Origin of the sequence: Nonomuraea muscovyensis, assembly GCF_014207745.1 — a bacterium.
Classification (GTDB): domain Bacteria; phylum Actinomycetota; class Actinomycetes; order Streptosporangiales; family Streptosporangiaceae; genus Nonomuraea; species Nonomuraea muscovyensis.
This window is the reverse complement of the sequence record NZ_JACHJB010000002.1, coordinates 1,121,124-1,141,202: the sequence shown is the minus strand read 5'-3', so window position 1 is coordinate 1,141,202 and position 20,079 is coordinate 1,121,124. Positions and strand designations below refer to the sequence as shown.

The 20,079-nt window shown below is 70.8% G+C and carries 18 protein-coding genes; 10 read left to right on the top strand and 8 right to left on the bottom strand.

What is annotated here, in order from left to right; translation table 11 throughout:
• Positions 1-30 precede the first annotated feature (30 nt).
• Both FHU36_RS21940 and FHU36_RS21935 read right to left on the bottom strand, forming a co-directional pair.
• Positions 31-747, bottom strand: a complete 717-nt coding sequence (locus FHU36_RS21940) for a response regulator (RefSeq protein WP_185085793.1) — start codon at positions 745-747, stop codon at positions 31-33.
• On the bottom strand, positions 744-1,961 hold the full coding sequence (locus FHU36_RS21935) for a sensor histidine kinase (RefSeq protein ID WP_185085792.1): 1,218 nt from the start codon (positions 1,959-1,961) through the stop codon (positions 744-746). The genes FHU36_RS21940 and FHU36_RS21935 overlap by 4 nt, the downstream gene beginning before the upstream one ends.
• A gap of 268 nt (positions 1,962-2,229) precedes the next feature.
• Here FHU36_RS21935 and FHU36_RS21930 point away from each other — a divergent pair, with 268 nt between their 5' ends.
• Positions 2,230-4,446: an MMPL family transporter gene (locus FHU36_RS21930; protein ID WP_185085791.1), complete on the top strand. Its 2,217-nt coding sequence runs from the start codon at positions 2,230-2,232 to the stop codon at positions 4,444-4,446.
• Between the two features lie 135 nt (positions 4,447-4,581).
• Complete coding sequence (locus FHU36_RS44720) at positions 4,582-4,824, top strand: response regulator transcription factor (RefSeq protein ID WP_376774150.1); 243 nt, start codon at positions 4,582-4,584, stop codon at positions 4,822-4,824.
• Between the two features lie 50 nt (positions 4,825-4,874).
• Here the strand turns inward: FHU36_RS44720 and FHU36_RS21920 are convergent, their stop codons facing one another.
• Positions 4,875-6,038: a CU044_5270 family protein gene (locus FHU36_RS21920; RefSeq protein WP_185085789.1), complete on the bottom strand. Its 1,164-nt coding sequence runs from the start codon at positions 6,036-6,038 to the stop codon at positions 4,875-4,877.
• Entirely contained in the window at positions 6,035-6,586 is a 552-nt protein-coding gene (locus tag FHU36_RS21915) for an RNA polymerase sigma factor (protein WP_185085788.1), read from the bottom strand. Before FHU36_RS21915 ends, FHU36_RS21920 begins: the two co-directional genes overlap by 4 nt.
• Before the next feature lie 159 nt (positions 6,587-6,745).
• Between FHU36_RS21915 and FHU36_RS21910 the strand changes: the two genes are divergently transcribed.
• A complete protein-coding gene (locus tag FHU36_RS21910) occupies positions 6,746-7,921 on the top strand; it encodes an acetate/propionate family kinase (protein ID WP_185085787.1) in 1,176 nt (391 codons plus the stop codon).
• Positions 7,922-7,963: 42 nt separating this feature from the next.
• Here FHU36_RS21910 and pta read toward each other — a convergent pair whose 3' ends face one another.
• Together pta and FHU36_RS43660 are read right to left on the bottom strand one after the other, a co-directional pair.
• Positions 7,964-10,039 carry a phosphate acetyltransferase gene (pta, locus tag FHU36_RS21905; protein ID WP_185085786.1) on the bottom strand — a complete coding sequence of 692 codons (2,076 nt, stop codon included), beginning with the start codon at positions 10,037-10,039 and terminating at the stop codon, positions 7,964-7,966.
• Between the two features lie 299 nt (positions 10,040-10,338).
• Positions 10,339-10,737 carry a hypothetical protein gene (locus FHU36_RS43660; RefSeq protein WP_221496513.1) on the bottom strand — a complete coding sequence of 133 codons (399 nt, stop codon included), beginning with the start codon at positions 10,735-10,737 and terminating at the stop codon, positions 10,339-10,341.
• Between the two features lie 68 nt (positions 10,738-10,805).
• Between FHU36_RS43660 and FHU36_RS21895 the strand changes: the two genes are divergently transcribed.
• Complete coding sequence (locus FHU36_RS21895; protein ID WP_185085785.1) at positions 10,806-11,060, top strand: hypothetical protein; 255 nt, start codon at positions 10,806-10,808, stop codon at positions 11,058-11,060.
• A 38-nt stretch (positions 11,061-11,098) separates the two neighbouring features.
• Here FHU36_RS21895 and FHU36_RS21890 read toward each other — a convergent pair whose 3' ends face one another.
• Positions 11,099-12,322, bottom strand: coding sequence for a sensor histidine kinase (locus tag FHU36_RS21890; protein WP_221496512.1), 1,224 nt, complete (start codon positions 12,320-12,322; stop codon positions 11,099-11,101).
• 3 nt (positions 12,323-12,325) lie between these two features.
• Positions 12,326-12,982, bottom strand: coding sequence for a response regulator transcription factor (locus tag FHU36_RS21885; protein WP_185085784.1), 657 nt, complete (start codon positions 12,980-12,982; stop codon positions 12,326-12,328).
• Between the two features lie 244 nt (positions 12,983-13,226).
• Between FHU36_RS21885 and FHU36_RS21880 the strand changes: the two genes are divergently transcribed.
• The 6 genes from FHU36_RS21880 to FHU36_RS21855 all read left to right on the top strand — a co-directional run bounded on the left by FHU36_RS21880 (position 13,227) and on the right by FHU36_RS21855 (position 20,046).
• Positions 13,227-14,117 (top strand): ABC transporter ATP-binding protein, encoded by an 891-nt coding sequence (locus tag FHU36_RS21880; protein ID WP_185085783.1) that lies wholly within the window; start codon positions 13,227-13,229, stop codon positions 14,115-14,117.
• Entirely contained in the window at positions 14,114-15,175 is a 1,062-nt protein-coding gene (locus tag FHU36_RS21875; RefSeq protein WP_185085782.1) for an ABC-2 membrane transporter-related protein, read from the top strand. The genes FHU36_RS21880 and FHU36_RS21875 overlap by 4 nt, the downstream gene beginning before the upstream one ends.
• Positions 15,172-16,593: a S41 family peptidase gene (locus FHU36_RS21870; RefSeq protein ID WP_185085781.1), complete on the top strand. Its 1,422-nt coding sequence runs from the start codon at positions 15,172-15,174 to the stop codon at positions 16,591-16,593. Before FHU36_RS21875 ends, FHU36_RS21870 begins: the two co-directional genes overlap by 4 nt.
• An 11-nt stretch (positions 16,594-16,604) precedes the next feature.
• Complete coding sequence (locus tag FHU36_RS21865; protein WP_185085780.1) at positions 16,605-17,762, top strand: alpha/beta hydrolase family protein; 1,158 nt, start codon at positions 16,605-16,607, stop codon at positions 17,760-17,762.
• A 641-nt stretch (positions 17,763-18,403) separates the two neighbouring features.
• Positions 18,404-19,201, top strand: a complete 798-nt coding sequence (locus FHU36_RS21860; RefSeq protein ID WP_185085779.1) for a MerR family transcriptional regulator — start codon at positions 18,404-18,406, stop codon at positions 19,199-19,201.
• Entirely contained in the window at positions 19,201-20,046 is an 846-nt protein-coding gene (locus FHU36_RS21855) for a hypothetical protein (RefSeq protein ID WP_185087515.1), read from the top strand. Before FHU36_RS21860 ends, FHU36_RS21855 begins: the two co-directional genes overlap by 1 nt.
• Positions 20,047-20,079: the final 33 nt, after the last annotated feature.

Below are 20,079 nucleotides of genomic sequence, written 5' to 3'. Positions count from 1 at the left end.
TACGCGCCGACACGCGTGTCCTGGCCCGGGCTATCCGGGGTGCCGGTCGCCGGGCGGGTCCCCGGCTGCCACGCGGGCGGTGACCAGGCCCGATTCGTAGGCCACGATGACCGCCTGGGCGCGGTCGCGGACGGCGAGCTTGTCGAAGATACTGGTGATGTAGTTCTTGACGGTGGAGAGGCTGATGTCAAGGACGCGGGAGATCTCGGTGTTGTCGAGGCCGGTGGCCATCAGACGCCACACCTCCACCTCGCGGGGCGTGAGTTCACCCAGGCCCGTGGGGGTCGGTGGCGCACCGTGGGGTGTGCGTACGTAAGTGGAGATCAGCCGGGTGAGCAGGCGCGGGGCGACGGCGGCCTCGCCGGCGTGGACGGTGCGGATCGCCGCGCTCAGGTCCTCCGGAGAGCTGTCCTTGGGCAGGAACCCGTAGGCTCCGGCGCGAAGGGCGCCCACGACGTACTCGTCCATGTCGAAGGTGCTGAGGGCCAGGACCCGGGAGCCGGGCACGGTGGCGGCGAGTTCCCTGGTCGCGCCGACCCCGTCGAGGACGGGCATCCGGATGTCCATCACCACGACGTCGGGGCGCAGCCGGCGGGCGAGGGTGACGGCCTGCGCGCCGTTCTCGGCCTCTCCCACCACCTCGAAGGACGGGTCAGGGGAGAGGATCAGCGACAGGCCGCGCCGTACCAGCAGCTGGTCGTCCACGAGCAGCACCCTGATCGGCGGCGTCGGTCCGGTCCCGGTCATCGGCGTGCCCCCTCGTGCTGGACGGCCGCCCCGTCCGTGGTCAGCGGCAGGTCGGCCACTACGGCGAACCCCCCGTCGGCCTGCGGGCCGGCGGTGAGAGTGCCGCCGTGCAGGGCGACGCGCTCGCGCATGCCGATCAGACCGTATCCGCCGGGGCCCACCGCCGGCGGCCCCTCCTGCGGCGGTGTGCCCCCGCCGTCGTCCCGCACCTCGACGGTGACCCGATCCTGACGGTACGTCAGCTGTAGGAACGCGCGGGCGGGCCCCGCGTGCTTGCGGGCGTTGGTGAGGGCCTCCTGGGCGATCCTGAACACCGTGAGGCCGACGGTCGGCGACAGCGGGTGCCGCGGCCCGTGGACGCTGAACTCGGTCGGCAGTCCGGCGAGGCGGGACTCGGCCACCAGGCGGTCGAGGTCGTCGGCGCCTGGCTGGGGCTGCGACGGCACGGCCTCCGGTTCGTCGCCGTCCCGCAGTACGTCGAGGAGTTGCCGCATCTCGCGCAGCGCGAGCCGCCCGGAGGACTCCAGAGTGACCAGGGCGTCCTGGACCACCTCAGGTTCGGCGATGTTGGCCCGGGCACCGCCGGCCATCAGCTGCATGGTGGTGATGTGGTGGGCCACGATGTCGTGCAACTCGCGTGCGATGCGGCGGCGTTCGTCGGCCACCGCACGGTCGGCGAGGAGCCTGCGGTTGGCCGCCACCTCCTGCTGCCAGCGGTTGACCGCCATGGCGGTGCCGACGACGATCAGGGTGGTGAGGGGCGGGATAACGGCGTCCTGCCAGGGCGGAATGCGGCCGTTGCTCTGGCTCAGCAGCGTCAGCGACACCGTCGCGGCGGCCGCGACCGCCGTCACCCTGCCGGGGCAGGCCCTGGCGACCGAGTACAGGGCGACCACCAGGACGGCACCGAAGTGCCTGGGCAGCGGCACGGTCAGGGTGGCCGTCGCATCGAGTACCAGGATGGCCACGAGCGCCGCCACCGGGTGGCGGCGACGGGCGAGCAGCGGCAGGGCTGCCAGCGCGACGAGGAGGAACCCTGCCACGCTCACGGCGTGCCGGCCGTCGGGGGCGTTGAAGAACGCGTAGCTGAGCAGGTTCATCACGCACGCCCCGCCGGTCACGAGCGCGTCGTTACGGGTCCACGGCGGCTCGGCGCTGTCGATGTGCGGCAGCTCCCGGGCATCGCCAGGCCCGACGTGTCGGCTCCTGGGCATGTCTGTTCCCCCTGTATCCGGCCTCCTGGCCCCGGACCAGGGTTGCACAGCAGCCGCAGTGGCAGCACCGGCGGCGGCAGTCGGCGAACCCGTATCCGGACCGGGGGACCAGGACCAGGGTCCTGGTCGCGGGCCGGGGGAAGGATCCAGGGCCCCGGTCCGGATCATCCGCTGCCAGGAGGTTTGCCGCCTCTCGGACTGATGGTCTGGATACCGGCCGGGAGCCCCGGCAGACGTCCGCATTCAAGTCCGTCCGCCGGAGGACATCGTGATCCGCGCCCTGACCGGATACTCCACCAGACGCCCGTGGAAGGTCATCGCCCTCTGGGCGGTGCTGGGTGTCGCACTGAGCGCCCTGACCCCGACGCTGTTCGACCGCGTCACCCAGAACCGGGCAGGGGACTTCCTGCCCCGGAGCTACGACTCGGCCGCCGCGCTGCACATCGCCAAGGAGCGGTTCGGGGTGAACCCCGACGCCACCACGGTGACGGTGCTCGTCGCGCGGTCCGACGGCAAGGCTCTCAGCGCCGCCGACCAGAAGCGGGTCGAGGCCGAGGCGGCGAAGCTGGGCAAGCGCCGGGTGATCATGCCCAGGGAAGACGACGGCCCGCAGCAGTTCCTGATCCCGGACCGCTCCCAGACGCCCCGGATCGCCCCGGCGATGACGGCGCCCGACCGGAGTTTCGAACTGCTCTCCTTCGAGCTGATCGGGAATCGTGCGGACAAGGGGGTCCAGGGCGTCTACCGGACCTTCCGGGAGGCCGCCCGGACGCGCTTCTCCGAGGCGGGGATGCGTACCGGTTTCACCGGTGCGCTCGCCGACACCGTCGACACCGTCGATTCCCGCAAGACCGCCACGACGGTCGGGAGCGGCCTCATCATGGGGCTCATCATCCTGCTCAACGTGCTGGTGTTTCGCAGCGTGCTGGCGGCCCTGCTGCCGCTGCTCGCGGTCGCCGTGATCGGCTTCGTGGCGGCGGGAGCCGTCGCGGGTGCCGCGATGCTCACCGGGCTCAAGCTCGACGCGAGCACCCCGGGGCTGATCAACGTGGTTCTGTTCGGCATCGGCATCGACTACCTGCTGTTCCTGCTGTTCCGCTTCCGCGAGCAGTTGCGGGCCAGGCCCGAGCAGTCCGCCCGCGAGGTGGCCGCGCAGGTCTCCGGCAGGGTGGGCACCGCGATCACCTCGGCGGCGCTGACCATCGTGGCCGCGTTCGCCACACTGGGCGTGGCGACCTTCGGGCAGTTCCGCTCGATGGGCCCCGCGATCGCCGTCGCGGTCCTGGTGATGCTGCTCGGCAGCCTCACCCTGCTGCCGGCACTGCTCGCGGCCGCCGGGCGCAAGATGTTCTGGCCCTCCCGGGCGGCCTTGCGCGGCGAGCCACGCGGGGGTCGTGCCGCCCGCCTGGGCGCGCTGGTCACGCGACGACCGCTGATGATGCTGACCGCCTCCGTCGCCCTGCTTGCCGCGCTGGCCGCCGGGCTGATCGGCATCAGCATGGACTACGGTCAGGGCGGCTCCGGTGCCCGGACCCCCGCCGCGGCCACCGCGGCCGAGATCTCCCGCACGCTGCCGGCCGGCGTGTCGGATCCGACGAGCGTCTTCGTCACCGCCACCGACGGCGGCACCCTCACAGCCGACAGGCTCGACGGCCTCTCCCGTGCGCTCACCCAGGTCAAGGGCGTGGGCCAGGTCGCAAGGACCGTCCTGAACAAGGACCACCGTGCTGCCCGGATCGATCTCTACCCGACCGCGGACCCGCAGAGCCAGCAGGCCCGCGACCTGGCCTCCGGACCGATCCGGGCAGCGGTCGCCCAGCACACGCCCGCCGGGACGACGGCACACGTGGGCGGGACGCCGGCGATCATCGCCGACATGTCGGCCGCCGTCGACCGCGACCTCACGATCGTGTTCCCGGTCGCGGCCGCGCTGATCGCGCTGATTCTCCTGCTGCTCCTGCGCAGCCTGCTCGCACCGGTGATCCTGATGCTCTCCGTCGGGCTCGCCTTTGCCGCGACCCTCGGCGCCGCCACGCTGCTGTTCCAGCACGTTCTCGGCAAGCCGGGCGTCAGCTTCGCCCTCCCGCTGGTGCTGTTCCTGTTCGTCGTGGCGCTGGGCACCGACTACAACATCCTGATCACCGACCGGATCCGGGAGGAGATGCGGCGACCGGGTACGGCTCGCGCCGCCGTGGCCCGCGCCGTCCAGCACACGACACCGGCCATCGCGACGGCCGGCGTGGTACTGGCCGCCTCCTTCGCCAGCCTCATCACCTCCCCGGGCAACGAGCAGATGGCCTTCGCGATGACGCTCGGCATCACGCTCTCAGCGCTCGTCGTGTCGCTGGTGCTGGTCCCCGCCCTTGCCGCGCTCCTCGGCCGGGCCATGTGGTGGCCGATCCGCCCGCGGCCCACCGCAGGCGGCCACAGGCAGGACCGTGTGACCGAACCTGCCCCGGAACCCGACCGGGTCACGGCCTACTGAGGCTTGGACCGCTTTGCGCGCGACCGCCTGAAAGTCGTTGGACCGTGCGGGCATTCCCCCACGGTAACGGCGGGCACCGGCAAGTTGCCGCTGCAGCGAACCGACCGTCCACGAGATGGAGCTAGATCAGCTGCCGTGTCGATCACCGAGCGCGCGCGTGAGCGGGCCCGCCGGGCCGTCGCGGGACTCACCGGCCGGGAGCGGGACGTGCTCGCCGGTCTCGGCGAGGGCCTGTCCAACGCCGAGATCGCGGGCCGGCTGTACCTGGGGGAGACCACGGTCAAGGGATATGTCTCCCAGGTCCTGACCAAGCTCGGCTGCGCCAACCGTACCCAGGCCGCGCTCGTCGCCCACGACGCCGGGCTCACCCGCCGCTGAGGCCCGGCCTCCGCGGGCGCGGGCCACAGGGCGAGGTCACGGTGAGCGGCTCAGTTCCGACGGGTGGGCAGGTCCGGGCGTTCGTCGGTCCAGCCGACCGCCTGGAACGAGGTGGTGACACGGAGCTCCGCCCGCCGCCCGTCCGCGAGCTCGGTGGTGTTCGTCCTCACCTCGGCGAGAAGCAGGCCGGCGCTGGGATCGACCACGAGTCGGACCTTGGAGAACAGGCCCGGCTCTATTTCCTCCTGATAGCTGAGCGTCTGCCCTCGCCGGCCCAGCGGGTCTGTCATCTCCCCCTCGGCCCGTATTGCGGGCAGAGACGCAAGGATTCGGTACGCGGATGCCCGGGTCTCGGGCGAGGCGGGCAGGGTACTGATGATGTCCACACAGTCTCGGAGAAGGATGTGTGCCCTCGCCTCCTCCACGTCCATCCCGGATCCGGTCAGATCCAGCCGGCCGATGCGCTCTTCCAGGTAGCTCCGGAGCGTCTCGGGCTCGCCCGGGATCGCGCGCGTCTCCTTCCAGGTCAACGATTTCCCTGCCAGGTCACCGGCCTGGCCCTTCCAGGTGCCGCGAAGCTGTTCGGCGGTTCGCTCACCTGCCGCCGCCTCCAGCGGCCCGAACGGGACGGCGAACAGGTTCTCCGTCTTCATGTTCTCGGGGTATCGCCAGCTGGTGGGCGCCCCCGCGGCCCGCCAGGCCGCCTCGTCCCGCGCGGTCGCGGGCTTGACGCCGAGATCCTGACGGATGCGCCAGCTCCGCAGGTCCGGCTGCTTCGCCAGCCACTGCTCCGTGGACCGCTTCTCCTCGAGCACATAGCTGCGGGTGGGGTCGGTCAACATCGCCTGGGAGACCGTCCTGACGCGCCAGTAGTCGCCATCCGCACGGGCCTGCTCCACGGCGACGGCAGCCGCGAGCAGGATCTGCCGGGCGGTCGGCTCGGCTGCCACGGACAGCGACGTGGTGGGCTGAGGCCCGGCGGGGGGCGTACCGTCAGGCAGCATCCCGGGGGCGATGACCGCCACCGCGGCGGCGGTCGCGGCCAGGCCGAGCAGAGCGCGGCCAGAAGAGGGCATGCGCCGCCGCCTGGCGGGGGTGCGCTCCAGCGAGACGATCTCCGCCAGCAGCGCGTCCGCCCCCGCGGTGGACGCCCGGCCGGTCAGGTCCTCGTCCAGCGCTCTCGCCCGGTTCTTGAAGATCTGGTCGCTGTTCACCCTGACTCCTTCTCGACGAGCGGCCGTGATGCGAAACCAGCGGCCGATGGGCGGGTCTTCTCCAGGGCCTTGGCGAAGCGTTTGCGGGCCCGGTGCAGGCGGATACGGGCGGCGTTGCGGGAGCAGTCCAGCACGGTCGCGATCTCGCCGGGGTCGAGCCCCTCCCAGAGAGTCAGGGCCAGCAGCTCACGATCGCTGTCGGCGAGCATGTTCATGGCCTCATCCACGCCGTGCTGCTCACTGTGGTGGGAAGGGGCGGCGTAGAGCTGTTCGATCTCGGCGGTGAGTTCGGTGTGCCGGGTGAGCCTGCGCCGCTCGCTACGCCGGTGGTTGGCCAGGACCCGGCGGGCCACCCCGTACAGCCAGAGCCTGCCGGCCTCGCCGTCGGGGAGCTCGGTCATCCGCCGCCAGGCGACCACATAGGTCTCGGCCACGACGTCGGCGGCGTCCTCAGGAGAGGAGCACCGCCGCACGGCGTATCCGAGGATCTGCTCATAGGTTCGCCGGTACACCGCCTCGAACCGGGACCGGTCATCTTGTTCACTCACGCGTCATCCTCGTCAGGCCTTCCGAACGCTGCGGGCTTTCACCTCCTACGTGTCCGCGGCCGACGGCAGAATTTCAGGCCGGGCATGAGCGACCGAACCGACATCCGGAACGGTCGGCCCGCTCATGGCTGATCGCCGCACGGAAATAGGCTCGTGGGCATGAACAGTCCCATCCTCGTCCTGAACACGGGATCCTCCTCCATCAAGTACGAGCTCATCGACCCGCGCACCCGCACGCGATCGGCCAAGGGCCTCATCGAGCGCATCGGACAGGAGCAGGGACGGCTGACGCACCGCGGCGCGGATCGGCCGCCGTACGTCAGCGACCGTCGCTTCCCCGGCCACGCCGAGGGGCTGGACGCGATGATGGAGGCGTTCACCGCCGCGGGGCCGGAGTTGGCTCCGGTCGCGGTCGGGCACCGGGTGGTGCACGGCGGCACGAGGTTCGCCGAGGCCGTGCTCATCGACGACGAGGTCATCGCCGCCATCGAGGAGCTGGCCCCGCTCGCGCCCCTGCACAATCCGGTCAACCTGACCGGCATCCGGCTGGCGCGCAAGGTGTTTCCCGAGGTGCCGCAGGTGGCCGTGTTCGACACCGCGTTCCACCGGACGCTGCCGCCCGAGGCGTACACGTACGCGGTGCCGCGCGAGTGGCGTGAGCTGGGCGTGCGGCGCTTCGGCTTCCACGGCACCTCCTGCGCCTACGTCACCCGCCGCGCGGCCGCGCTGCTCGGCCGCGACCTTGCGGGGCTGAACCTGATCGTGCTGCACCTGGGCAACGGCGCCAGCGCCACCGCGATCTCCGGCGGACGAAGCGTGGACACCTCCATGGGCATGACACCGCTGGAAGGGCTGGTCATGGGCACCCGGTCCGGCGACGTGGACCCCGCTCTCGCCGGTTACCTCGCCCGGGCGAGCGATCTGGACGCCCAGCAGGTGGAGCACGCGCTCAGCCACCGGGCCGGTCTGCTCGCGCTGACCGGGTCCCGGGACATGCGTGAGGTGCGCGCCCGCAACGACGACGAGGCCAGGCTGGCCCTGCAGATCTACACGCGGCGGATCCGCAAGTACGTCGGCGCCTACTACGCGCTGCTCGGGCGGGTCGACGGGATCGTGTTCACCGGCGGGGTGGGCGAGCACGATGCCGCCACCCGCGCCGCATGCCTGGCGGGGCTCGACCGGCTCGGCATCGCCGTCGACGCCGCGCTGAACCAGACGGAGTCGGGCGAGGAGCGCGAAGTGTCCCTTCCCGGAGCCGAGGTGCCCGTCCTGGTCATCCCCACCGACGAGGAGTGGGAGATCGCCAGCCAGACCCTCGCGCGACTGGCGTCCTGACCCCGGTCAACAGGCCGTCCTCGAGCCGGCGGGTCCGCCCTCTCACCGGCGTGTCGCCGCCTCTGGCAGCTCGTCCTCATGCCGAGCCCGCTCGTCGCGCGCCTGCGCGGCCGTGACGGCGACGGTGGTGACGATGTCGGCGACGGTGGCGCCGCGGGACAGGTCGTTGACCGGCTTGCGCAGCCCCTGCAGCACCGGTCCCACCGCGACTGCCCCCGCGCTGCGCTGGACGGCCTTGTACAGGTTGTTGCCGGTGTTGAGGTCGGGCACCACGAAGACGGTGGCGCGTCCGGCCACCTGGCTCTCGGGCATCTTGGTCCGCGCCACGGCGGGATCCACCGCGGCGTCGTACTGGATCGGCCCCTCCACCTGAAGGTCGGGGCGGCGCTCGCGGACCAGCTCGGTGGCGGCGCGGACCTTGTCGACGTCGGCGCCGGCGCCCGAGGTGCCCGTCGAGTACGACAACATCGCGATTCTCGGCTCGACGCCGAACAGCGCCGCGGTACGAGCTGAGGAGATCGCGATGTCGGCGAGCTGCTCGGCGGTCGGATGGGGGTTCACCGCGCAGTCGCCGTACACCAGCACCCGATCGGCCAGGCACATGAAGAACACGCTGGAGACCAGGCCCAGGCGCAGGATCTCGAACGCCGGCCTGATCGTGTGCGCGGTGGTGTGCGTCGAGCCTGAGACCATGCCGTCGGCCATGCCGGTGTGCACCATCAGGGTGCCGAAGTAGGAGACGTCGGTCACGGTGTCGCGGGCCAGCTCGACGGTCATCCCTCGGTGCGCCCGGACGGCGGCGTACTCGCGGGCGAACCGCTCGCGCAGCTCCTTGTCGAACGGGCTGATCACGCCGGCCCCTGCCAGGTCGAGGCCGAGCTGGGCGGCCTGGACCCTGATGCGTTCCTCGTCGCCGAGCAGGGTCAGCTCGGCCACTCCCCGGCGCAGCAGGATGTCGGCAGCGCGTAGGATGCGCGGCTCCTCGCCCTCCGGCAGCACGATGTGGCGACGCCGGGCGCGCGCCCGGTCCAGCAGCTCGTACTCGAACATCAGCGGCGTCACGACGTCGGTCTTGGCGATCGCCAGCCGCTCCAGCAGCAGCCTGCCGTCCACGTGCTCGGAGAACAGCCGCAGTGCCGTGTCGATCTTCCCGCCGGCCTCGGGCGTGAACCGGCCCTCCACCGCCGACAGGCGGGCCGCGGTGTCGAAGGTGTCGTGCTCGGTGGTGATCACCGGCAGCGGGGTCGCCATGCCGCTCAACAACCGGTCCACCGGGGCCGGCAGATCCGTGCCGCCGGTCATCACCACCGCCGACAGGGCGGGGAAGCCCGGCGCCGTGTGCGCCGCGATCAGCCCGGGCAGCAGCGCGGCGGCCCGATCGGAGGGGATGATCACCGCGGCGCCTTCGGTGAGGCGGTCCAGGATGCCGGGCAGTGACATGGCGCCCACCATCAACGCGCTCACCTCCCGGCCGAGCCCGTCGCGTTCGCCCAGGAACAGCCGGCCGTCGCAGGCATTCAGCAGGTCGGCGACCGTGGGCGCGCGCAAAGAGGAGGTCTCCGGCAGCACGAACACCGGAGTCGGATGCGAGGTCGCCGCCAACCCCTCCGCCGCACGGGTGACCACGACCGCGAGCTCGCGGGCGTGATGGTGCGCCAGTTCCCTGGACGACAGCTCGACCGCGGCGGCGACCTGCGCAGGCGTCCTGCCCCTGGCGTTCACCACGTTGATCACCGGCGTGCCCAGGTCAGCGGCCAGCCTGGCGTTGAAGCCGAACTCCGTCGGCGCGCCCACGTCGGTGTAGTCGGTGCCGATCACCACCACCGCGTCACACTGCCTGGCCAGAGCACGATAGCGGGCCACGACGTCGCCAGCCGCGCGTTCCACGTCAGCGTGCACCTCGCCATAGGTGACACCCGCGCACGCGTCGTAGGGCAGGGCGAGCTGAAATCTGCTGCGGATGGTGTTGATCAGGGCGTCCTCGCGCCCCTCCCGCACCACCGGACGGAACACCCCCACGCTCTCCACCTGCCGGGAGAGCAGCTCGACCAGGCCCAGGGCGACGGTTCCCTTGTTGCTTTCCGCCTCGCCCGCCGCGACGTACACCGCACGTGTCATGTTCCCATTGTCGTGGCCCCCGCCCGCCCCCTTCGCCGCAGGTGGGCCCAGGGTGCCGGCGGCCGCGGCGGACGACGCCGAGTCCGGCCGGGACTCAGCACGGCTTGAAGGCCCAGGTACTCGAACCGCCCCGGGACTTCGACGGCGTCCACGACGCCTTCACCGAGGCGAGGGGTCCCGGGCCAAGAAGATCACTGTCAGCGATATCCGCGTCCGGCCCGAGAGCGACCGGGACTTCGGACAGACCGCCACCTACAACGCCATGTTCTCCGTCACCCTCGACGGCCCTGTCCCTACTCCTACGACGGGCGCCTGCAGATCATCGATGTCGACCGGCCTGGAGAGTCCGCTGGACTCCGACGGCGATCCATCCCGACCTGCAGGGCAGCGGCTTCGGCGAGGTGCGGCAGATCCGCGTCGCCCCCGGACCGGACGGCTCCTCCCGCCAGGTGCTGCTGGAAACGCGAGCGGAAGCAGAGCAGGCGGGATCCCTCTTCGCCGACGAAGGCCTCAAACTGGTCCGGTACAGCCGTTAGCGCTGAGAATGATCTTTTGGCCTCGTCGTGTTCGCGGAGCATCCGCAGGACGGTTGCGGGTGAGGGGTGTCGGCCCTTCTTCTTGCCCTTGGTGATGACGAGTTCGGCCGCGATCTTGCGCAGGCTGAGGTTCTTCTCGCGCAGGTGGAGGGCGTTGGACAACTGAGCCACAGTGCATCATGGGAGTCACGACCGCCGGACGGAAACTTGCGCCCCGGTGCCGGAGACTCTTGAGTTCGTGGAAGGTCTCGATCTGGTCCACGACGTTCTTGACGGTGCGCACCTGGGCGGCGGCCAGCGCTCACGGCAGGGGCAGGCAGCGGCAGCGGGGCGACCTTCTTGGCCGGGTCGCCGTGGCGCAGCAGGCCGGCGGGGGCGTGCGCGGCCAGATCGAGGTAGCGCTCCATCCACGCGGGGAGGCTGTCGTCGGCCGGATCGAGGCGTTCGGGAAGCCCGACCTCTTTCGTGAAGTGATTTCGGCGTGATCCTGCCCGGCGGGTGCGGACCCCGAGCTTGAGCCGGATCACTTCACGGAAGGGCTATTTCCTGAAGCGAATCGGTGGTCCTGCGATCTCGCGTCCTTCGTCACCGGGTTCTGCGGGAAGTCGACGGTGATGTCGAGGCCGCCGCCGGTCCGGGCGGCGACCGCGATCCGTCCCCGGTGGGCGAGGGTGACCGCGCGCACGATCGACAGTCCCAGCCCCAGCCCGTCGGTGCGGACGCGGGTGCCCTCCCCGTGCACGAACGGCTCCAGCAACGTCTTCGCCTCGTCGGGCGGGATCTGTCGCCCGGTGTTGGAGATCCGCAGGACGGCGCGCCCACCCGCCGTACCCGTATCGACGACCAGGTGGCCGCCTGCCCGGTTGTAGCGGACGGCGTTGTCGACCAGGTTGCCGATCATCCGTTCCAGCAGGACCGGTTCGCCGGTGACCGGTGCCGGCCGGAGCTCGCGTCGTACGGCGACGCCGGCGGCTGCCGCCCGCGTTCCGGCGGCGTTGAGGGCGGCGTCCGCGACAGCGGCCAGGTCGACTGTCTCCCGCGCGGTGAGCCCGGCCTGGCTGCGCGCCAGCAGCAGCAGCCCGTCCAGGACGCGCTGCATGTGCTCGACGGCGCCGCGTACGTCGCCGGCCATCGCGAGCAGCTCGGCCCGGCTGGGGTTCCCGTCCAGGGTGACGTCGATCGCCGTGCGCGCGGTGGTCAGCGGCGTACGCAGCTCGTGGGCGGCGTTGGCGGTGAACAGCCGCTGACTGTCCAGGATCCGGTCCCGCTCGAAGACGCCGCGCTGGATGCGGTCCAGCATCCCGTTCACTGTGCCCGCCAAAGCGGACAGCTCGTCGGCGGGAGCGGTGACCGGCACCCGCTCGGTGAGGTTCTCGGCCGACAGGCGCCGGGCGGTGGACGAGATGACGCGGATCGGCCGCAGCACCCGGCCGGCCACCAACCAGCCCAGTACGGCGGCCAGGGCGGTCACCACGATGAGCGCCAGAACGGCCTGGGGCAGCAGCGCGGACAAAGTGGCGGTCTGCACCCGGTCGGCGAAACCTTGCAGGTCCACGGCTGTCGGCATCGGCGGAGGAGTGCCCGATGGGCCGGTGCCGCTCCGGTCCAGGCGGGTGAAGAAGGTGTTGCGGCGCATCAGCAGGTAGGTCAGCCCGGTCAGCGCGGCGCCGGCGGCCAGCACCAGAGCGGTCTGCAGCAGAGTGAGCCGGGCCCGGGCAGTCAACCGGGCCGTCCTGAGCCGGACCACGCCTCACCCTCCCATTCGGTAGCCGGCGCCGGTGACGGTCTCGATCAGCGGCGGGTCGCCGAGCTTGCGGCGCAACGTGCCGACGGTGATCCGGACCGCGTTGGTGAACGGGTCCGCGTACTCGTCCCACACCTTGTCCAGCAGGGTTTCCGCGCTGACCACATCGCCGCCGGCGGCGATCAGCCGCTCGAGCACGCCGAACTCCTTGGGCGTCAGACGCAGCAACCGCCCGTCCCGCTCGGCGCTCCGCCGGGCCGGATCCAGGGTCACGCCGGCGGCGCGCAGCACCGGCGGGCGGGCCGGTGCACTGCGCCGTACCAGGGCGTGCACCCTGGCGACCAGCTCGGAGAACGCGAACGGCTTGCCCAGGTAGTCGTCCGCGCCCAGCATCAGCCCGCCCACTCTGTCCTCAACGGCGTTGGACGCGGTCAGCATCAGCACCCGCGACACCCCCCGCTGGACGAGCCGGCGGCACACCGCGTCGCCGTGCACGACCGGCAGGTCCCGGTCCAGGACCACCACCTCGTACGGCGTGATCTCGCACTTGTCCAGCGCGCTTTGGCCGTCGAGGGCGACATCGACGGTGAAGCCGTGCTTGCGCAGCCCGGCCTCGATGTACCCGGCGAGGGGCTGCTCGTCTTCGACCAGGAGCACACGCATCCGGGCAGTATCGCAACGCCCGCATATGGAACACATATGGTCCGCCGATCGCCCACCGATAGGCGCCGGCCGGTAGATGTGATCGCTGGCAAGGCCGGCCGGGCCGGCCTGGACGACGAAATCACCGAGGCCCTGTTCATGACCACCTTTCGGACCACCGCTCAGGAGGACATAGCGTGACCGAGCGAAGCGAGGGCACCAATCAGCACAGCACTCAAGTCATGAACGCTCCGAAGGAGCTCTCGTGACTTCTGTCCTGCGGGCCCAGGCACTGGGCAAGAAGTACGGCAAGCGCTGGGCGCTGCGCGAGTGCACCGTCGACATCCCGGCGGGCCACGTCGTCGGGTTGGTAGGCCCCAACGGGGCCGGCAAGACCACGCTGCTGAAGCTGGCCGGCGGCCAGCTCCAACCGACGGCGGGCGCCATCACCGTGCTCGGCGGCCGGCCTGCCGACGGCCCGGCGCAGCTGGCCAAGGTCGGGTTCGTCGCCCAGGACACCCCCGTCTACGCGGCACTGACCGTCGCCGATCACCTGCGACTGGGGGCACGGCTCAACCCCCGCTGGGACGACGCCATGGCGCGGGAGCGCATCGCGCGGCTCGGCCTCGATCCCACCCACCGGGCGGGCAAGCTGTCCGGCGGCCAGCGTGCCCAACTCGCCCTCACCCTGGGCCTGGCCAAACGGCCCGAGCTGCTGATCCTGGACGAGCCGGTCGCCTCGCTCGACCCGCTGGCCCGCCACGAGTTCATGCAGGGGCTGCTAGAGGCAACAGTCGAGCACCAGCTCAGCGTCGTGCTCTCCTCCCACCTGGTCTCCGACCTGGAAAGGACGTGCGACTACCTGATCGTGCTCGTCGAATCGCGCGTGCAGGTGGCCGGGGAGGTCGACAAGCTGCTGGCCACCCATCACCGGCTCACCGGCCCGCGCCGCGATCCCGACCGGCTCCCCGCCGACCAGCACGTGATCTCCGCGTGCCACACCGAGCAGCAGAGCACATTCGTGGTCCGTACCGACGCCCCGATCCACGACCCCGCCTGGACGGTCACCCAGCTCAGCCTCGAGGACCTCGTCCTGGCCTACATGGACAAGTCCACCGCCGAGGACCGGCGCGTCGCCCTGGAGGTGCAGCGATGATCTGGCTGACCTGGCGCCAGTTCCGCGGCTCGGCCGCGATGATGGCCGCCGTACTCGGCGTACTCGCCGTCGCCCTGGCCGTGACCGGCCCTGGACTGGCCTCCGCCTACTCGGCGGGGATCGCCGACTGCACCACGGACGACACCTGCGCCGGCTTCTACAACCGCTTCTTCGGCGAGTACGACCTCCCGTTCCTGGCCCTGACCCTCGTCGTGCTGATCCTGCCCGCCCTCATCGGGCTCTTCTGGGGAGCACCGTTGATCACCCGCGAGCTGGAGGCGGGCACGCACCTGCTGGTGTGGAACCAGAGCATCACCCGCGGCCGCTGGCTGGCGGTCAAGCTCGGGCTCACCGGCCTGACCGCCATGGCAGCCGCCGGCCTGTGCGGCCTCATGGTGACCTGGTGGTCCGACCCCCTGGACAAGTCGGCCGCCGAGGGCATGGCCCTGATGGCTCCCCTGGTGTTCAGCGCCCGCGGCATCGCCCCGATGGGGTATGCGGCCTTCGCCTTCGTGCTCGGCGTGACCGTGGGTATGGTGGTGCGCCGCACGCTGCCCGCCATGGCCCTCACGCTGGCCGTTTTCGCCGCGATCCAGCTCAATCTGCCGACGATGGTCCGTCCCCATCTGGTGGCCCCGGTGACCGCGACCTTCGAGCTCGGCATGGAGAACATGGAGAGCCTCAGCATCCCCCGGGAGGGAGGCGAATCCCCGCGGCTGTTCCTGAGGGAGGCTGTTCCCGGCCACCCGGGTTCCTGGGTCCTGGCCAACGAACTGCTCGCCCCATCCGGACAGGTGATCTCCGGCGGCGACGGCGGCGCCGGAGCCGTCATCAATGTCTCCTCGACGTCGGGGCCCTGCGCACCGGGGAGTGCGGCGGCGGGCGCCGGGGACGGCTGCTTGGGCGAGGTCAACCGCCTCGGCTACCGGCAGCAGGTGACCTACCAGCCCCTTGAGCGCTTCTGGCTGTTCCAGTGGATCGAAACGGGGATCTACGCCCTGCTCACCGTCGGCCTGACGTGGTTGTCGTTCTGGTGGATCCGGAGGCGCCTGTCATGACCGCCATCAGGACCGCCACCGCCGGGCTCGCCCTCCTGCTGGCTGCGGCCTGTACGGCGCCGACGGCGCCGCGCAGCGAGACGAGCGCGGCAGGCAGCACGGTCTGCGCACAGCCTCAGGGCCGCATCCCGGCGCAGACGCCCACCACGATCGACGTCGTCGAGCAGGCGTACTTCTGCATCCTGGGCAACTACTACAGCGGCGCCACGCTGGACGCCCGCTCGCTGCTGACCGCCGGGTTCATCGCGTTGACGCGGGAACTCAACCTCAGCGGGCGTGATGTGTCCGAGGCGACCATGCCGGCGTTGACCGGTGACCGGGAAGCCGACTGGACCGCTTTAGAGGCCGTCTATCGGAAGGTCACCGCTCGGGTCCCCGACCTGAGCGACACGCTGGCCGTCGTCACCCTCGACGCCATCGTGGCCGCCCTCGGCGACAATCACGCCAGGTGGGTGCACGACGTCGGAGGGGCGCCCCCCGACTACCATGACGGTGACGGTTACGGTCTGGGTCTTCAGGCGAGCGTCAACGGACCTCAGGTGAGCGGCAACCCCGGCGCCGCGATCCCCCCGCTGTTCGTCACCACCGTGGAGGGCGGCGCGGCGCAGGCCACGGGAGTGCGTCCGGGTGACATCATCGAATCGATCGACGGATCGGCGCCCTTCATCGACGGCAAGCCCACCCCCGCGATCGCCGCCCTCTACCCGCAGTACCCCGAAGCCGGCCCGGTCAAGCTGCGGCTTTTGCGGCAGAGCACCGGCCGCCGCTGGAGTGTGACGCTCAAGCCCGGCGTTTACGAGCGGGATCTGGCCGCCCTGCAAGGGGTGACGTCGAAGCTGCTGGAAGACGGCATCGCCTATGTGCGGTTGCGCGGGTTCGCTCCCGACGCCGGCGACAGGGTGTTCAAGGCGATCTCCCGGCTGCGCGCCGGCCGGACGCTCACTGGTGTCGTGCTGGACCTGCGGGGCAACGGCGGCGGCAGCGCCCCTGAAGCGATCCGGCTGGTGAGCGCTTTCGTCCATGGCAAGGTCACCGCCTACCTGTGCACTGTGGACGCCAAGTGCGAAGCCTTGCGGACCGACGACACCGTCGAGCTGCTCAACCTGCCGCTTGCGGTGCTCACCGACCGCAGTTGCGCCTCGGCGTGTGAGCACTTCAGCTCCGCGGTCAAGGACCTGGACATCGGCCGGCTGGTCGGCACCAGGACCGCCGGTGTCATCTCCGGCCCCTCGGAGCCGTTCCAGCTCAGCAACAACACCATGCTGGCCTTCCCCACCAGACACCACCTGGGGCCGAACCGCGAGACGCTCGACCGGATCGGCGTGGCTCCCGACCACCACGTGCCCCTGACCCCGCAGGACGCGGCCGCCGGGCGCGACCCCGCCCTGGCCAAGGCCCTGACCCTGCTGCACAAGTGAAGGGACTCTCGATGAGACTCCTCCTGGCAGCCGCTGCCGGACTGGCCGTCCTGGCCGCGTCCGCCTGCTCCGCGCCCACGCCGCCCCGGTCGGCTACCAGCCCGTCGGCCACGCCCACCGGTCCGGCCGTCCTGCCCGCGCCTACCGGCGCCCATCCGGTCGGCACCACCATCCTGTATGTGAACGACACCTCCCGCCCCGATCCCTGGAACCTCGACGTCGAGACCAGGGAGCTCAAGGTCACCCTGTGGTATCCGACCGAGCAGGAGGACGGGGAGCGTGCGCCGTACATGACGCCGAAGGAGTCGGAGCTCTTCCTGAAGGGCTCCGAGATCGCGGGCGTGCCGTCTGACACGCTGAGCAGGACGCGGACGAACGCCGTCGAGGACGCCGCACCCGCGGGGGAGAAGCTTCCGCTGGTGGTGCTCTCTCCCGGCTTCACCAAGCCGTTGAGCTCACTCACGTCCCTGGCGGAGGAGCTGGCCAGCCGGGGGTACGTCGTGGCCGGGATCGACCACACCTACGAGAGCTACGTCACGACCTTGTCCGATGGGAGGGTCGCCGAGTGCCTCGCGTGCGACGGCGACACCGACCCGGGCTTCGGCACGAGGGTGGTCCAGGGCCGGGCGGCCGACGTCTCCTTCGTGCTCGACCAGCTGCCGGCGAAGTGGGACGGCTCCGGCCTGATCGACAGGTCCAGGATCGCGATGGTCGGCCAGTCGATGGGCGGGGCCGGCGCCATGGCGGCCATGGTGAAGGACCCCCGCGTACGCGCCGGGATCGACATGGACGGCAGCACCTACGCCCGGATCCCCAAGAGTGGATTCTCCCGGCCGTTCATGTTCATCGGTTCGGAGCAGCACGTCCCCGGCGGCAGCGACTCCTCGTGGGACCGTGACTGGAAGCTGCTGACCGGGTGGAAGCGCTGGATCGTGGTGACGGATACAGACCACCAGGCGTTCACCGACATTCCGCTGGTGGGGCCCTCCCTCGGCATCAAGCCCGGCTACGGCGTCCTGCCTGCGAAGCGCAGCTCCGAGATCGCCCGCACATACGTGGCAGCCTTCCTCGACCAGCACCTGAAGGCGCGACGGCAGCCACTCCTGGACAAGCTGTCAACGCAGTACCCGGAGGTCAGGCTCTGCCCGGAAAATTGCGGTCAATCCTGATGCCCGAAACGCTCCCTGAAGCCACCGGGGGATGTTGACCACAGCTCGCCCAGGCGCAGAAGACGCGAAAGGAGAGCGGCACCGCGCGCCGACCGCCCTGAAGGAACTGCTCGGGCAGGAAGCTCCAAGGCCCACCGGCCGACACCCCGGAGCGGTTCACCAGCGGGAACCGCGCTTGCGCGGACCTCCACATCGTCCGCCGACGACGACATGCCCGCCACGTCCCCGGCAACCCGCCCAACGGCGACCAGCAGCGCCACCACACGACATGCCCAGACCGTCGGCCGGCCTCTGACCAGCTCTATTAGCCCTTTCCGGCGTACTTGGTCTGCCCCCCTACTGGGACAGCGGCACCGCACACCTGCTGCCGCCCCCCACCTGCGGGAGGACGCAGGCGCGCGATGCTGGCGACTACCGCGTCCGGCTGCTGTCCGGCGCGATCGCCCGCGCCGCCGTACGGTTGCGCCCTTGCGCCCGGACCCATCACCCTCACACGGATCTTGGACGCCCGCTGCCCGCTCCGAGGGCCGAACCGCAGAGCCACGCACCGTTGTCCATGGCGCGACTGGGTGGCTATCGCAGAATGGGTGTAGCTCCATGCACTTGACCTTGTCGTAGCGTCAACGTGTCCAATAAGGGGCATGAGGATCAGCGAGCTTGCCACGCTGGTCGGGGTGTCCACCCGGACCGTGCGCCACTACCACCACCTGGAACTTCTCCCCGAGCCCGAACGGCTGGCCAACGGCTACCGGGAGTACCGGCTGCGGGACGCGGTGGCTCTCGCCCGCGTGCGCCGGCTCGCCGAGCTGGGCCTCTCCCTGGACGAGATCCGCGACGTTCTAGCCGACGCCCAGGGCCGGGAGCTGCGGGAAATGCTCCTGGAGCTGGACGCCGACCTGGCCCGGCAGCAGGAGACGATCGGCGTCAGACGGGCCCGGCTGGCCGCGCTGCTGGCGGAGCCGGACTTGCATCCCGACTCGACGGTATCGCCCGAGATGGCGGCGGTGCTGCGCGATCTCCCCGCCGAGGACTCGAAGTCCGCTGAAATCGACCGGGAGCTGCTGGCTCTGATGGACACCGTGGCTGACCCTGCCGACCGGGCCGAATTCATCGATCTGTTCCGCCCGCTCACCAAGCCCGAGGCGGTCGCGCGGGGACACGCCCTCTACGCGCGGTTGGACGAGCTCGCCGACGCCGACCCCGGCGACTCCCGCGTCAGCACGCTCGCCGCCGACCTCGCCGCTTACGTTCCCGACGAGATGGCGACGGCGATGGTCGCGAACCTGGGCTCGGCTCCCGATCACATGCGCCCGCCAGGCACCGACTCGGTGGAGAACGCGGGTGGCGGGCAGTGGCTGACGTCGATGTACGCCGAGGTGTCCGCCGCCCAGGCCGAGGTGTTCCGGCTGCTCATGATCATGTTGAAGGAGCGAGGGTGATGGTGAAGGTCGCGCGCGCCGCGCTGTTTGCCATGGTCCCCGTGGAGCTGCTGGTCGCGGTCCTGCTCGTGTCCGGCGTGTCACTGCCCCGCCCGCTGATCGTGATAGCCGAGGCGGCCGTCGTCGCGGTGCTCACCCTGGAGGCGACGACCCTGTACCGGCTGTTCGGAGCCGAGCGCAGGGGCGGCGCGAACCGACGAACGGCGTTGCGGGCGGCCTTCGGCCGGTTGGTCCCCGATCAGGTTCGACGGATCGTGGGGTTCGATCTGCAGGGCATGGTCAGCCTGGCCTTGTGGGTCGCACGACGCCGCCACGGCGTGCCGCATGGCGCCACGGCTGTCTCTTACTCCGGCGCACAGACCTCCACGATGATGATATTTCTGTTTGCGATGATCGTGGAGCTGGTGGGCGCAGAGGTCCTGCTGCGAGCGTTCGGCGCACCGGTCGGCCTGCGCACCGTGATCTTGGTGGCTGACGCCTATACGGTCCTCATCGTGCTCGCGGTCATCGCGGCCTGCATCACGCGGCCCCACGTCGTCTCGGCCGACGAGGTGCGCATCCGCTACGGTGCGTTCTTCGACCTGCGCGTCCCGCGCGAGCAGATCGCCCAGTTGCGACACGTCCGCAACTTCAACGAGAACAGCACGGTCAAGGTGGAGGGCGACCGGCTCGCCGTGGCGGTGGCCTCCCAGACCAACCTGATCCTCGAACTGACCGAACCGATCACCGCCATCCGTCCCCTCGGCCGCCGCGCCGAGGTCCGCATGATCCGCTTCTTCGCTGACGATCCCAGAGCCGCCATCCACGTGCTGCAACGCCGCCGGGAACACGCGCCCGAATCCTGAGGGCATCAGCATCGGCAGCGGTCGCTGATCATC